This is a genomic window from Streptomyces marinisediminis (assembly GCF_026262575.1).
In the GTDB taxonomy this organism is placed as follows: Bacteria; Actinomycetota; Actinomycetes; order Streptomycetales; family Streptomycetaceae; genus Streptomyces; species Streptomyces marinisediminis.
The window spans coordinates 112773-126728 of the sequence record NZ_JAPKFL010000012.1 but is presented as its reverse complement, the minus strand read 5'-3'; the positions used below and the strand labels follow the sequence as shown (position 1 = coordinate 126728).

General features: G+C 76.5%; 6 protein-coding genes. 4 read left to right on the top strand and 2 right to left on the bottom strand.

From position 1 onward, the window contains the following. Positions 1–102 precede the first annotated feature (102 nt). Positions 103–1281: an adenylyltransferase/sulfurtransferase MoeZ gene (gene moeZ / locus OSB71_RS12210; protein WP_265947548.1), complete on the top strand. Its 1179-nt coding sequence runs from the start codon at positions 103–105 to the stop codon at positions 1279–1281. Positions 1282–1375: 94 nt separating this feature from the next. Here moeZ and OSB71_RS12205 read toward each other — a convergent pair whose 3' ends face one another. Next, positions 1376–3019 carry an alpha/beta hydrolase gene (locus OSB71_RS12205; protein ID WP_265947442.1) on the bottom strand — a complete coding sequence of 548 codons (1644 nt, stop codon included), beginning with the start codon at positions 3017–3019 and terminating at the stop codon, positions 1376–1378. A 97-nt stretch (positions 3020–3116) separates the two neighbouring features. Beyond that, on the bottom strand, positions 3117–6146 hold the full coding sequence (locus OSB71_RS12200) for a lysylphosphatidylglycerol synthase transmembrane domain-containing protein (protein ID WP_416237247.1): 3030 nt from the start codon (positions 6144–6146) through the stop codon (positions 3117–3119). Between the two features lie 177 nt (positions 6147–6323). Between OSB71_RS12200 and OSB71_RS12195 the strand changes: the two genes are divergently transcribed. From OSB71_RS12195 to OSB71_RS12185, 3 genes are all read left to right on the top strand, one after another. After that, positions 6324–6782 (top strand): MGMT family protein, encoded by a 459-nt coding sequence (locus OSB71_RS12195; RefSeq protein WP_265947440.1) that lies wholly within the window; start codon positions 6324–6326, stop codon positions 6780–6782. A 215-nt stretch (positions 6783–6997) separates the two neighbouring features. Beyond that, entirely contained in the window at positions 6998–10318 is a 3321-nt protein-coding gene (locus OSB71_RS12190; RefSeq protein ID WP_265947438.1) for an ATP-dependent helicase, read from the top strand. A 126-nt stretch (positions 10319–10444) separates the two neighbouring features. Next, the gene (locus OSB71_RS12185; RefSeq protein WP_265947437.1) at positions 10445–13951 is read left to right on the top strand and encodes an ATP-dependent DNA helicase; all 3507 of its coding nucleotides are present in this window, start codon (positions 10445–10447) and stop codon (positions 13949–13951) included. Positions 13952–13956 lie beyond the last annotated feature (5 nt).

Genomic DNA, 13956 nt, shown 5'->3' with positions numbered 1-13956 from the left:
CGGTATCGTCTCGCACAGCGATATGCCGGTCTCGGAATGAGACTGCGCATGGCAGTGTTACGCGGAGGACAACCGTTCGTACGAACCCTTGCTGAGGTCTCCGTGTCGCTGCCACCGCTGGTCGAGCCAGCCGCCGAGCTCACCGTCGACGAGGTCCGCAGGTACTCCCGCCACCTGATCATCCCGGATGTCGGGATGGAGGGACAGAAGAGGCTGAAGAACGCCAAGGTGCTGTGCGTGGGCGCCGGCGGTCTCGGTTCGCCCGCCCTGATGTACCTCGCCGCCGCGGGCGTCGGCACCCTCGGCATCGTCGAGTTCGACGAGGTCGACGAGTCCAACCTCCAGCGCCAGATCATCCACAGCCAGGCCGACATCGGCCGGTCCAAGGCCGAGTCCGCGCGGGACACGGTCCTGGGCATCAACCCGTACACGCAGGTCAACCTGCACAAGGAACGGCTCGACTCGTCCAACGTGATGGACATGTTCGCGCAGTACGACCTCATCGTCGACGGCACGGACAACTTCGCCACCCGCTACCTGGTCAACGACGCCTGCGTGCTGCTGAACAAGCCGTACGTGTGGGGCTCGATCTACCGCTTCGACGGTCAGGCGTCGGTGTTCTGGAGCGAGCACGGTCCGTGCTACCGCTGCCTGTACCCCGAGCCCCCGCCGCCGGGCATGGTGCCCTCCTGCGCCGAGGGCGGCGTCCTCGGCGTGCTGTGCGCGTCGGTCGGCTCGATCCAGGTCAACGAGGCCATCAAGCTGCTCGCGGGCATCGGTGACCCGCTGGTCGGGCGCCTGATGATCTACGACGCCCTGGAGATGACCTACCGCCAGGTCAAGGTCCGCAAGGACCCGGACTGCGCGGTGTGCGGCAAGAACCCGACGGTCACCGAGCTCATCGACTACGAGGCCTTCTGCGGCGTCGTCTCCGAGGAGGCCCAGCAGGCCGCCGCGGGCGCCACGATCACGCCCCGGCAGCTCAAGGAGTGGATGGACGCGGGCGAGAACATCGACGTCATCGACGTCCGCGAGCCCAACGAGTACGAGATCGTCTCCATCCCGGGGGCCCGGCTCGTCCCGAAGAACGACTTCCTGATGGGCACCGCCCTCCAGGATCTCCCGCAGGACAAGAAGATCGTCTTGCACTGCAAGACGGGTGTCCGCTCCGCGGAAGTCCTCGCGGTGCTGAAGAACGCGGGCTTCGCGGACGCGGTGCACGTCGGCAGCGGCGTCATCGGCTGGGTCAACCAGGTCGAACCGGACAAGCCGGTCTACTGACCGGTGCCGACCGTGGCGGCGGGCGTCCGCCCGCCGCCACGGCGGTGGCCCACTCCGCGCCGGTTGTGGCCCACCCGGCGCCCACGGCGGTGGCTCACCCGGCCGGGCACCGGGTGCCGTCCGGGGGCACGTCGCCCGCCAGCAGGTAGGCGTTCACCCGCTCCCGCACGCAGGGGTCGCCGCCGTTGTAGGCGCCGTGGCCCTCGCCTCGGTAGGTGAGCTCGACGCCGACGTCCCCGCCCAGCGCGTCCGCCATGCGCGCGGTGCCCTCGTACGGGGTGGCCGGGTCGCCGGTGGTGCCCACGAGCAGGATCGGGTTCGCGCCCGGGGCGCTGACGTCCGGGTGGTCGGCCGCGCCCGGCACCGGCCACTCGTGGCAGGACAGCAGCCCCCACACGGTCATCTCGCCGAACACCGGCGACGCCTCCCGGAACCGGGGCAGCCGCTCGCGCACGTCCGCGACGGTGTAGCGCGGCTTGTCGTCCGCGCACCTGATCGCCGTCAGCGCGGCCTGGCTGTTGTCGTAGGTGCCGTCCTCGCGCCGCCCGTTGAGCAGGTCGCTCAACTGGAGCAGCACCGTGCCGTCCCGCTCGTCGAGGGCGTCCTGCAGGCCCTCGGTGAGAATCTGCCAGAAGTCCTCCGAGTACAGGGCGAGCGCGATGCCCGAGGAGGCCAGGGCGGCGTTCAGCTCGCGACCGTCGGGGTCACGGGTGGGCAGCGGCCGCTCGGTGAGCCGGTCGAGCAGCGCGACGATCTCCTGCTCGCCCTGGGCCGGGGTCCGGCCGATGGGGCACTGGCCGTCCTCGTCGCACGCCTTGAGGTAGTTCGTGAGCGCGAGCTGGAAGCCCTTAATCTGGTTCAGCGTGGACTCCGCCGGGTCCAGCGTCGGATCGACGACGGCGTCGAACACCGCGCGGCCGACGCGACCCGGGTAGTGGTGCGCGTAGACCCCGCCCAGCTCGGTGCCGTAGGAGATGCCGAAGTAGTACAGCGCGTCGTCGCCGAGCACCCGGCGCAGCAGGTCCAGGTCGTGCGCGGTGTCCACGGTCCGGATGTGCGGCAGGACGTCGCCGGAGCGGGCCGCGCAGGCGCGGGCGTAGGCGGCCTGCTCACCGAGGTACTCCACCGCACCGGCGTCGGTGGTCGGGATCGTCGCCTCCTGGAGATGGGCGTCCAGCTCCGCGTCGGACAGGCACCGCACCCCCGCGCTCCGGGCGACGCCGCGCGGGTCGAAGCTCACCAGGTCGTAGCGCTCCTGGAGCTCCGCGTACTGGGCGCCGGAGACGGGCAGGGTGGAGACGCCGGAGCCGCCCGGACCGCCGAAGTTGAACACCAGTGAGCCGATGCGCCGCGCGCCCCGGGCCTGCGAGCGGGCGCGCACCAGGGCGATGTCGAGCGTCTCGCCGTCCGGGTCGGCGTAGTCCAGCGGTGCGCGCAGCGTGGCGCACTGCCACCGGGTGCCGTCGGGCATCGGCTGCGGCGTGCTGGGCGGGCCGCCCGCCCCGTACTCGGGGGCCGGCGGGCAGTCCCGCCAGGTCAGCTCCTGCTCCGTCAGCGACCGCGGCAGCCGGGGCGTCGGCGGCGGGCTCGGTGCCTGCCCCGCGGCCTGCCGGGCCGGCGGCCCGCCCGCGCCCGGGCCGCCGGACGCCTGGCTCCCGGCGCACCCGCCGGCGCACACGGTGCCCACGGTGAGCAGGACGGTGGCCAGGGCCGTTCCCCGGCGGACGGCTGCGGACACGGTGCCTCCCTGCGGTGGGACGACTGCCATCGTCGGCAGCCCGCCCGGCCGCCGCCCGCTGCGCCGGTCCGTCCGGGTGAGCGCCGCAGGGGCCTGCTCAGAGCGCCTTGCGCTGCGTGAGCCGGGAGAACGCCAGCCAGCCGGGCAGCACCGGCAGCCAGAAGGTCAGCGCGCGGAAGAGGAGCACCGCCGAGGCGGCGACGTCGCCGCCGAGGCCGCCGATCGTGGTGAGGCCGATGATCAGCGCGCTCTCCACGGCTCCGATGCCGCCCGGCGTCGGCGCCGCCGAGCCCAGCGCGTTGCCCGCCATGAAGACGACGGCCACCATGGCGAAGCTGATCTCGCCGCCGAACGCGCGGATCGAGGCGTCCAGGCACACGACGAACGCCAGCGTGATGAGGAGCATGCCGCCGATGCCGCTGGCCAGCTTGGTCGGCCGCTGCACCACGTCCAGCATGCGCGGCACCACGCCGGCGAACAGTGCCCGCACCCGGGTGGAGACGAAGCGGCGCAGCGGTGGGATGGCGGAGACGATGAGCACCAGCACCGCGGCCGCCAGCAGCCCGGCGATCACCGTGCGGGACGGCGGGATGGACGGCGCCTGCTCCTTGCCGGTGACGTAGCCGAAGGACAGCAGCAGCAGGACGTGCACGCCCAGCATGAAGAGCTGCGAGGCGCCCACACTGGCCACCGCGTGCCCCGGCCGCACCCCGGCGCGCTGGAGGAAGCGCGTGTTCAGCGCGACGCCGCCGACCGCCGCGGGCGCCACCAGCTTCACGAACGAGCCCGCCACCTGCGCCTGCACGGTGCGCCAGAACGGCACCCGCTCGGGCACGAACCCCAGCAGCGCCAGGGCCGCGGCGACGTAGCTCAGCACCGAGGCGCCCACCGCGAGCGCCACCCAGCCCCACTGCGCGTCGGTGAAGACCTCGACGAGGTTGACGTGGGTGATCTGCGAGATCAGGAAGTACGCGGCGAAGGCGCCCGCGATGAAGCTGACCAGCGTGCGCGGCCGGACGCGTTCCAGCCGCACGGGCGTCACCGGCGCCTGCGGGCGGATGCGCAGCACCTCCTGGCGGATCTGCGCGAGCAGGTCCTCCTCGCGGTTCTCCTCCAGCGCCTGTTCGACGGCCTCGTGCTCGGCGCGGTCGAGCCGCCGCCGCTCGGCCTTGCCCTCCGCGCCGCCGGAGACGCCGGGGCGGCCGGACGCCGCCGGGGCGGCTGACGTGGCCGGAGCGGTCGGAGCGGTCGGAGCGGTCGGAGCGGTCGGAGCGGCCGGAGTGGCCGGAGTGGCCGCCGGGTCGGCCTGGTCGCGCGCCTCGCGGTGTGCCCGGGCGGCCTCCAGCACCAGTTCGCGCTCCCGCTCGGCCCGCTCCTTGGCCAGCCGTCTCAGGGTGTGCCGGGTGCTGCGGCTGAGCGCGAGCGGCTGGAGGAGCGGCAGGCTGTCGGCCACGGCGTCCGGGCCCAGCACGTCGACGGCGGCCCGCACCGCGCGCTCGGCGCCGACGCGGAGCCCGAACGTCGTCAGCAACTGGGCGACGTCCATGCGCAGGCTGATGTCGCCCGAGGCGATCTCGCCACCGCGCAGGTCGGTGAGGAAGACGGTGTCCGAGTCGTCCACCAGGAGGGCCGCGCCGCTGAGCCTGCGGTGGGCGATGCGCCGCGACTGCAGCGCGCGCACCTGCTGCCAGGACGCCCGCATCAGCGCGTCGGTGACCTCCGCGTCCGGCAGCGCGTCCAGCGGGCGGCCACCGATGTGCTCGTAGACGAGTATGACCGCGTCCGGGCCCAGTTCGGAGGTGGCGATGAGCTTGGGGGCGTTGGCCCCCGCGGAGATGGCGGCGTAGGCGAGCAGCGCCTCCTGCTCCAGCGCCTGCCGCAGCGACTGGAGGTTGCGCCGCTGCGTGATGCCGCGCAGGGCCAGCCGCCGCCAGGCGCGGTAGAAGTAGCCGTGCGCCTGCTGCTCGCGGTCGACGATGGTCACGTCCAGCGGCGGCCCGTCCTCCAGCGTCACCAGGTAGCACCGCCCCCGGTCGCTCTCGGCGGCCCCGTCCTCGGCGCGGACGGCGGACACCGGTGCGAACCCGACCCGGCGCAGCCCCGCCAGGAGGTTCTGCCCGGTCGGCCGGACGTTGGGGGAGCCGACCGCGTACACCGTGCCGTAGGCCACGCTCCAGCCGATGAGCGTGGTCAGGACGATGGCCAGCGAGGTGGTGTAGCCGCTGATCAGCACCGCGAGCGCGTCGGTCAGCAGCACCACCCACAGCAGTACGCGCCAGCGCGGCCTGCGGGCCATGCCGACCGCCGTCATGTAGGCGATGACGGGACCGAGGTAGTTGTGCACCGGGTCGGTCAGCCCGCCGCCGGGCGCCACCTTGGTGAACGCGTCCTGGATCGGCGCGGGGGCGGCCTCGGCGATCCACAGCGCGGCGGTGAGCGAGACCCCGTGCGCCAGGACGGCCGCCAGCACGCCGTCGGCGATGCGCAGGCCGTCGCGCTTGATCAGCCGCTCGATGGCGAAGGCCACCGGGACGATGAGCACCGCGATGCTGGAGACGACTCCGGCGACGCTGATGACCAGCGGGGGAGCCTGGTCGGCGCCCTTGTCGATGTCCTGTTCGAGCCCGGCGGTGGTGGCGTGCGCGAAGTAGGCGATGGCCAGGACGACGGCGATGCCGACCGCGCCCAGGAGCATGCGCAGCAGGTCGGAGGGCCGGTGGACGCGCGCCGACAGGAGCGGCTCGTCACCGTCGAGCTGCTCGGTGGCCTCCTCCGCGCTCCCGGCGGCCCCCGTGCCCCCGGCGGGCCGGAGGCCGACGAGCGCGGCCGGGCCGCCCCGCACGGCCCGGCGCAGCCGCTGGCGGCGCGAGCGCGCGCCGGGGCGACCGCCGTGCGCCCCGGCGCGCGCAGCGGTGCCGTCGGCGCGCGCGGCGGGGTCGGGGCGCGCGCCGGGGTCGGTGCCCCCGGCGGCGGGGCCCTCCGCGGCGGGGCCCTCGGCGGCGGCGGGGCCGCCGGGCTCCTCGGCCGGTGCGGTGTCCGGGTGCGCGGCACCGACCGGGCGGCCCTCCTGTCGTGGAGTCGTCCCGCTCGGCTGCTGCTCGGCTTGCTCTTCTCGGTCCCGTATCACGCGTCACCGCCCGGGACGATGGTGGCATGCGGACGCCGCCGAGCGGCGCATCAGGGGCCGGGCGGGGGCTGAGCTGTGACGTTCGCGACGTTCGCGACGTTCGCGCGCCCCGTGCGCGCCACCCGCGCCCCGGGGTGCGGCGCCCGGGTGTCCGCGGCGTAGGGCACCATGGCGGCCATGGGTGACGCAGCGCAGGAGGCGGCCGCGGCGGGCGACCGGGACAGGCTGCCGGAGTTCGCCGAGCGGGTGCTGGAGCTCACCGAGCTGATCCCGCCGGGCCGGGTCATGACCTACGGCGACGTCGCCCGGCTGCTGCGCGAGGAGCGGGCCGAGGAGGAGGGTGCCCCGCCGATACCCGGGGCCCCGGGCGGGCGCGGTCTTGGCGGCCCGCGCCAGGTCGGCCGCGTCATGGCGCTGTACGGCTCCGCGGTGCCGTGGTGGCGCGTGGTGCGGGCCGACGGCGTGCTGCTGCCCGGGCACGAGCGGCGCGCGCTGGGCCACTACCGCGCCGAGGGCACCCCGCTGCGCACGTCGCGCACCCGCGGTGTGCCGCCGCGCCTGGACCTGCCCCGGGCGCGCTGGCACGGGCCGGGCGACGCGCCGGAGGCGCGCCCGGGGCCGGGGCGCGGCGCCTGAGCGCGCCGCGTCGCGCGGGCCGCGTCGGCGGGTGAGGTCTGGGCCGTTCACACTTACCAGCTTCCGTCATGGCGCGCCCGGGACCGCGCCGTGCCGTCCGTACCGTGGACGGTCGCGCCGTCCGTGCCGCAGACCCCTGGGACGGACTGCGGCTCACGGGCCCCGTGCCGTACCGTCTGCACCACCCAGCACAGACTCCAGGACCAGCGATCCACGTGCATTCCTCCCACAAGTCCGACACCTACCGTCTGGTGCGCACCCCGCCGGAACGGGCGGGTCTCCCTGCCTTGGACGCAGGCCAGCGGGCTGTGGTTGACCACGGCCCCGGCCCGCTGCTGGTGCTCGCCGGGCCGGGCACCGGGAAGACGACCACACTGGTGGAGGCGGTCGCCGAGCGGGTGCGGCGGGGCGCCGACCCCGAGCGCGTCCTGGTGCTGACGTTCAGCCGCCGGGCCGCCGTCGAGCTGCGCGACCGCATGGCCGCCCGGCTGCCCGGCGCCGCCCCGCAGGCCACCACGTTCCACTCCTACTGCTACGCCCTCGTCCGGGCCCACCAGGACGCGGAGCTGTTCGCCGAGCCGTTGCGCCTGCTGTCCGGGCCGGAGCAGGACCTGCGCATCCGCGAGATGCTCGCCGGCTGCGTCCAAGGCGGCGACCGGGCGGTGCGCTGGCCGCAGGAGCTGCGGGCCTGCCTGACCACGCGCGGCTTCGCCGACGAGGTGCGCGCCGTGCTCGCCCGCAGCCGCGAGCTGGGCCTCGGGCCCCGGGCACTGGCGGACTTCGCCGAGCGCGCCGGGCGCCCCGACTGGTCGGCCGCCGCCCGCTTCCTCGCCGAGTACCTGGACCTGCTCGACCTCCAGGGCGTGCTGGACTACGCCGAGCTGGTCCACCGCGCCGTCCTGCTCGCCGAGGACACCGGCCCGCACGGCGCCGCCGGGCACCTCGCCGACGCCTACGACGCCGTGTTCGTCGACGAGTACCAGGACACCGACCCCGCACAGGTGCGGCTGCTGCGCGCCCTGGTGCCGCCCGGCAGCCCGCGCACGCTCGTCGCCTTCGGCGACCCCGACCAGTCGATCTACGCCTTCCGCGGCGCCGACGTGGGCGGCATCCTCGACTTCCCCGCCGCCTTCCCCGGCGCCCGCACCGCCGTGCTGCGCACCAACCGCCGCTCGGGCGCCGACCTGCTGGCCGCCACCCGCCACCTCGCCCGCCGGATGCCGCTGCCCCGGCTGCCCGCGCAGGCCGCGCGGGCGCACCGCGAACCCGTCGCGGCCCGGTCCGGCGGCCGGGTGGAGGCGTACACGTACGCGACGCCCGGCGCCGAGACCGCGAACATCGCCGACCTGCTGCGCCGCGCGCACCTGGAGGACGGCGTCCCGTGGTCGCGGATGGCCGTGCTGGTGCGGGCCGGCGCCTCCCTGCCGGGACTGCGGCGCGCGCTCACCTCCGCCGGCGTCCCCGTCGACGTCTCCGGCGACGACCTGCCGCTGCGCCACGAGCCCGCCGTCGCCCCGCTGCTGACGGCCCTGCGCGCGGTCGCCGCCCCGGCGGAGGCCGCCGCCCCGCACACGCCCGCCGGGGCCGGGCAGGCGGGGGCCGCGGCGGGGGAGGCGGGCGGTGCCCCGGCGGTGGACGGCGCCGGAGCCGAGCCCGCCGAGGAGCCGTGGCGGCTCGACGTGGAGACCGCGCTCACCCTGCTGGGCTCCCCGCTCGGCGGGATGGACGCCGCCGACCTGCGCCGCCTCGGCCGCGCGCTGCGCGAGGAGGAGCGCGCCGCGGGGCACGCCGTGCCCCGGCCGTCGGACGAACTGCTGGCCGAGGCGCTGTCCGAGCCACAGCGCCTGGTCGCCCACGACCCCGCCTACGCCGCCGGGGCGCAGCGGCTCGGCCTGCTGCTGCGCAAGGCGCGCGAGCTGCTGGCCGGGGGCGGCACCGCCGAGGCGGCGCTGTGGGAGCTGTGGGACGGCACGCCGTGGCCGCAGCGCCTGGAGCGGGCCGCGCTGCGCGGGGGAGCGGCGGGCCGCAACGCCGACCGGGACCTGGACGCGGTGTGCGCCCTGTTCGACGCCGCCGCCCGCGCCGAGGAGCGCATCGGCGGCCGGGGCGCGCTCAACTTCCTCGCCGAGCTGGAGGCCCACGACATCGCGGCCGACACCCTGGCCGGGCGCGCCGCCCGGCCCGACGCCGTCCGCCTGATGACCGCCCACCGCAGCAAGGGCCTGGAGTGGCGGCTCGTCGTCGTCGCCGGGTTGCAGGAGGGCCGCTGGCCTGACCTGCGCCGCCGGGGCTCGCTGCTGGAGGCCGACCGCATCGGCCGGGACGGCCTGGCCGAGCCGCTCCCGGCCGGCGCGCTGCTGGCCGAGGAGCGGCGCCTGTTCTACGTCGCCGCCACCCGCGCCCGGGAGCGCCTGGTGGTCACCGCCGTCCAGGCCGCCGGGGACGAGGGCGACCAGCCCTCCCGGTTCCTCGGCGAGCTGGGCGTCACCCCGCGCGACGCGGGCGGGCGTCCGCCGCGTCCGCTGTCGGTGGCCGGCCTCGTCGCCGAGCTGCGGGCCACCACCGTGGACCCGGCCGCGAGCCCCGCCCTGCGGGACGCCGCCGCCCGCCGCCTGGCCCGCCTGGCTGCGCTGCGCGACGACGACGGCCACGCCCTGGTGCCCGCCGCGCACCCGCAGCGCTGGTGGGGCCTGGCCGAGCCGACCCGCTCGGCCGTCCCGCTGCGCGACCCGGAGCTGCCCGTCGCCCTGTCCGGCAGCGCGCTGGGCCAGTTGGCCGACGGCTGCTCGCTGCAGTGGTTCCTCGGCCGCGAGGTGAAGGCGGACGCCCCGGCCACGGCCGCCCAGGGCTTCGGCAACGTGCTGCACGTGCTGGCCGACGAGGTCGCCTCCGGCACCACACCGGCCGACCTGTCGGTGCTGCTGGAACGGCTGGACTCGGTGTGGGACGCGCTGGCCTTCGAGGCGCCGTGGAAGTCGCGCCAGGAGAAGGAGAACGCCCGGGCGGCCCTGGAGCGCTTCCTGCGCTGGCACGTGCTCGACCGGGGCGGGCGCGCGGCCCTCGCCAGCGAGCACGGCTTCGACGTCACCCTCACCGCCGGGGAGGTCCGCGTCCGGGTGCGCGGCAGCGTGGACCGGCTGGAGCGGGACGCCGAGGGCCGCCTCTACGTCGTCGACTTCAAGACCGGACGCGCCAAGCCCACCGCGCGCGAGGTCGAGCGGCACCCGCAGCTCGCCGTCTACCAGCTCGCCGTCCGCGAGCAGGCGGGGGACGCGGCGGAGCCGGGCGGCGCGGAACTCGTCCACCTGCGGCTGGGCGCGCCCCGGGCGCAGGGGGGCGACGCGCTGCCCGCCGTCCAGCGGCAGGAGCCGCTGCCCGAGCGCGCGGAGGACGCCTGGATCGGCGAGCTGCTGGCCACCGCCGCCGGCCGGGTGCTGGACGAGCGCTTCACCCCCTCCCCGGGCCGGCAGTGCACCGGCTGTGCCTTCCGCCACTCCTGCACCGCGCACCCCGAGGGCCGCCACGTGGTGGAGTGAGGCCGCCTGAGGGCGGTGCGCCCAGGTCGGGGCCGGGTGGCGGCCCCCTCGCCGGTCCCGTCCGGCCGGTGCCGCCGGGAGACCGGGACCGGCCGGTGTCGGCGGCGGGCGTTAGCGTTCTCCACCGTGACGGCACGGCTCAGCGACCCCGGGCAGCTCCGCGAGCTGCTCGGCATCCCCTTCACCGGCGAGCAGCTCGCCTGCGCCACCGCGCCCCCGTCCCCGCAGGTCGTCGTGGCCGGGGCGGGCTCGGGGAAGACGACGGTGATGGCGGCGCGCGTCGTCTGGCTGGTCGGCACCGGCCAGGTCGCGCCCGACCGCGTCCTGGGGCTGACGTTTACCAACAAGGCGGCCGGCGAGCTGGCGGACCGCGTGCGGCGCGCGCTGGTGCGCGCCGGGGTGCTGGACACCGACTCCGCCACCGGCGACGACGACCCGGGCGAGCCGGAGATCTCCACCTACCACGCCTTCGCCGGGCGGCTGCTGACCGAGCACGGCCTGCGGCTGGGCATCGAGCCGTCCGCGCGCCTGCTCGCGGACGCCACCCGCTTCCAGCTCGCCGCCACCGTCCTGCGCGGCGCGCCCGGCCCGTTCCACGCCCTCACCAAGAGCCTGAGCGCCCTGGTGGAAGACGTGCTCGCGCTCGACGCCGAACTGAGCGAGCACCTGGTGGAGCCCGAGCGCCTGCGCGCCCACGACACCGGGCTGCTGGCCCGGCTGGAGCAGGTGAAACTGACCAACGCCGCGCTGCGCGCCGTCCCCGAGGCCGCGCGCGGCCGGCTGGAGCTGCTGGGCCTGGTGGAGTCCTACCGGGCCCGCAAGCGCGAGCGCGACCTCGTCGACTTCGGTGACCAGATCGCACTCGCCGCCCGCCTGGCCCGGGACGTCCCCGAGGTGGGCCGGCTGCTGCGCGAGCAGTACGCCGTGGTCCTGCTGGACGAGTACCAGGACACCTCCGTCGCGCAGCGCGTGCTGCTGGCCGGCCTCTTCGGCGGCGGCACCGGGCACCCCGTCACCGCCGTCGGCGACCCGTGCCAGGCCATCTACGGCTGGCGCGGCGCCTCCGTCGCCAACCTGGACGACTTCCCCGAGCACTTCCCGCACCCCGACGGCAGCCCCGCGCGGCGGTACGCGCTCAGCGAGAACCGGCGCAGCGGCGGGCGGCTGCTGACCCTGGCCAACACCCTCGCCGCCCCGCTGCGCGCCCGGCACGACGGCGTCGAGGCGCTGCGCGCGGCGCCCGGCGACGAGCAGGCCGGGCGGGTGCGCTGCGCCCTGCTGGACACGCACGCCGCGGAGCTGGACTGGCTGGCCGACCGGCTGGCCCACCTCGTCGCCACCGGCACCCCGCCCGGGGAGGTCGCCGTGCTGTGCCGGGGCGCGGGCGACTTCGCGGAACTGCACTCCGCGCTCGTCGCCCGCGACCTGCCCGTCGAGGTGGTGGGCCTGTCCGGCCTGCTGCACCTGCCGGAGATCGCCGACCTGGTGGCCACCTGCGAGGTGCTCCAGGACCCCACGGCCAACGCCGCCCTCGTCCGGCTGCTCACCGGGCCGCGCTGGCGCATCGGCCACCGGGACCTGGCGCTGCTCGGCCGCCGCGCCCGGCTGCTGGCCGGGCCGGGACCCGGCCAGGGCAACGCCGACGACGCCGACGCGCGACTGGCCGCCGCCGTCGAGGGCACCGACCCGGCCGAGGTCGTCTCCCTGGCCGACGCGCTCGACACCTTCCTGGACTCCGGCGGCCTCGACGACGGCCTGCCCTTCTCCGCCGAGGCCCGGGTCCGCTTCGCCCGGCTGGCCGCCGAGATCCGCGAACTGCGCCGCTCCCTGGCCGACCCGCTGATGGACGTGCTGCACCGGGTCCTGGCCGTCACCGGCCTGGAGGTGGAGCTGGCCGCCTCGCCGCAGGCGCTGGCCGCCCGGCGCCGCGAGACCCTCGGCCACTTCCTCGACCTCGCGGCCGGCTTCGCCTCCCTGGACGGCGAGGCCACCCTGCTGGCCTTCCTCGGCTTCCTGCGCACCGCCGTGCGGTACGAGAAGGGGCTGGACAGCTCGCTCCCGGGCGGCGAGAACACGGTGAAGGTGCTCACCGCGCACAAGTCGAAGGGCCTGGAGTGGGACGTCGTGGCCGTGCCCGGACTGGTCGCGGGACAGTTCCCCAGCGAGCGCGGCCAGGACTCCTGGCTCACCCAGCCCCGGGTGCTGCCGCACCCCCTGCGCGGTGACGCCGCGACGCTGCCCGAACTCGCCGGCTGGACGGCCCGGGACCGCACCGCCTACGACACGGCCGCCAAGGAGCACCAGGCCACCGAGGAGCTGCGCCTGGGCTACGTCACCCTCACCCGCCCCCGCTCGCTGCTGCTGGCCTCCGGGCACTGGTGGGGGCCCCGTCAGAAGAAGCCCCGCGGCCCCTCGCCGTTCCTGGACGCCGTCCGCCGGCACGCCGAGGCCGACCCCGCGCACGGCGAGGTCGAGGCGTGGGCGGACCCGCCCGCGGAGGGCGAGGAGAACCCGGCGCTCGCCGCGCCCGAGACCGACCTGGCGTGGCCCCTCCCGCTGGACGGGACCGCGCTCGCCCGCCGCCGCGCCGCCGCCCGCACCGTCCTCGCCCACCTCACCGCCGCCGCGGACCCGGCCGCACCGGGGGAGACGGCGCCGGGCGGGACGGGTGTGCCGGACGAGGACAGTGCGCGTGGTGGTGTGGACGTGTCGGATGAGGCGGAGCTGTCGGGCGGGACGGAGGTGCTGAGCCAGGCGGAGGTGCCTGACGAGGTGGATGCGCGGGACGCGGCTGCCGTGCCCGCTCAGGCCCCGGCGCCGGAGGCGGAGTACGTCCTCACCCCCGAGGAACAGCGGCTGACGGCCTCCTGGGACCGGGACCTGACCGCGCTCGCCGAGGAGCTGCGCCGCTCCCGGCGCACCGTGCGCGAGGTCGCGCTGCCGGCCACGCTGACCGCCTCCCAGCTCCTGCGGCTGGCCGCGGACCCCGAGCGGTTCGCCCGGGACCTGGTGCGGCCGATGCCCCGCCCGCCCCGGCCCGCCGCCGCCCGGCGCGGCACCCGCTTCCACGCCTGGGTCCAGTCCCGCTACGAGGAGCTGGCGCTGCCCATGCTCGGCCCGGAGGAGCTGTCGGGCGCCGACGGCGAGCCGGGCGGCACCACCGCCGAGATCGCCGACGAGCGCGACCTCGCCGCGCTGAAGGAGGCGTTCGAGGGCACGCCGTACGCCCGGCGCACCCCCTACCGGGTGGAGGCGCCCTTCCAGCTCCGGCTGGCCGGGCGCGTCGTGCGCGGCCGCATCGACGCCGTCTACCAGGACGCCGACGGCTTCGAGATCGTCGACTGGAAGACCGGCCGCGGTCCGGACGCCGACCCGCTCCAGCTCGCCGTCTACCGGCTGGCGTGGGCCGAGCGGCACGGGCTGCCGCCCGAGGCGGTGCGCGCCGTGTTCGTGCACGTCCGCACCGGCCGGATCGTGCGGCCCGACCCCCTGCCGGGCCGGGCCGAGCTCGAACGCCTGCTGCTGGACGACGCCCCGGCCGCACCCGCCGGCCCGGCGCCGGACGGCCCCGCGGCGCCGGACGGTCCCGCGGTGCCGGACGCCCCGGCGCGCGACGACACGCCTCCTCGATAGGCTCC